The organism is Streptomyces reniochalinae, assembly GCF_003323735.1.
GTDB lineage: Bacteria > Actinomycetota > Actinomycetes > Streptomycetales > Streptomycetaceae > Streptomyces > Streptomyces reniochalinae.
In genome coordinates this window covers 1-486 of the sequence record NZ_QOIM01000003.1, presented here as the reverse complement: position 1 = coordinate 486, position 486 = coordinate 1, and the positions used below count along the sequence as shown (strand labels likewise).

The window sequence follows — 486 nt, the reverse complement described above, 5'->3', positions numbered from 1 at the left end:
CGAGCGGGTGGGAGGGTGTTCCTCCCACCCGCTCGGGGTGTCGCATGCGTGGTGCGTGTGTGCTGGGTGTGGGGGGTGTTGTCGGCTGGGGGCCTTCTGCTCAGTAGGCGGAGTCGACGTTGTCCATGGTGCCGTAGCGGTCGGCTGCGTAGTTGCAGGCGGCGACGATGTTGGCGACGGGGTCGGTGAGCTTATCGGGGGTGCCCTTGACGTGGTACTGGTCGAAGGTGGGCTGGATCACCTGGAGCAGGCCGCGGGAGGGGGTGCCCTTCTGGGCGTTGACGTCCCAGTCGTTGACGGCGTTGGGGTCACCGGCGGACTCGCGGATGATGTTGCGTTTGATGCTGTCGTAGGAGCCGGGGATGTCGTGCTTGTCCATGATGGCCTTGGCCTCACGGATCCAGCCGTCCAGGTTGTCGGGGTAGGACTTGCCCTTCTCGGCCTTCTTCTCGCCGGCCTTGTCGGCCTTCTTGTCGCCCTTGTCGG

General features: G+C 65.8%; 1 protein-coding gene. It reads right to left on the bottom strand.

The features are described from left to right. Window positions 1-100: 100 nt before the first annotated feature. The coding region (locus DQ392_RS00010; RefSeq protein WP_114013350.1) for a transglycosylase SLT domain-containing protein at window positions 101-486 on the bottom strand (386 nt) is incomplete at its 5' end.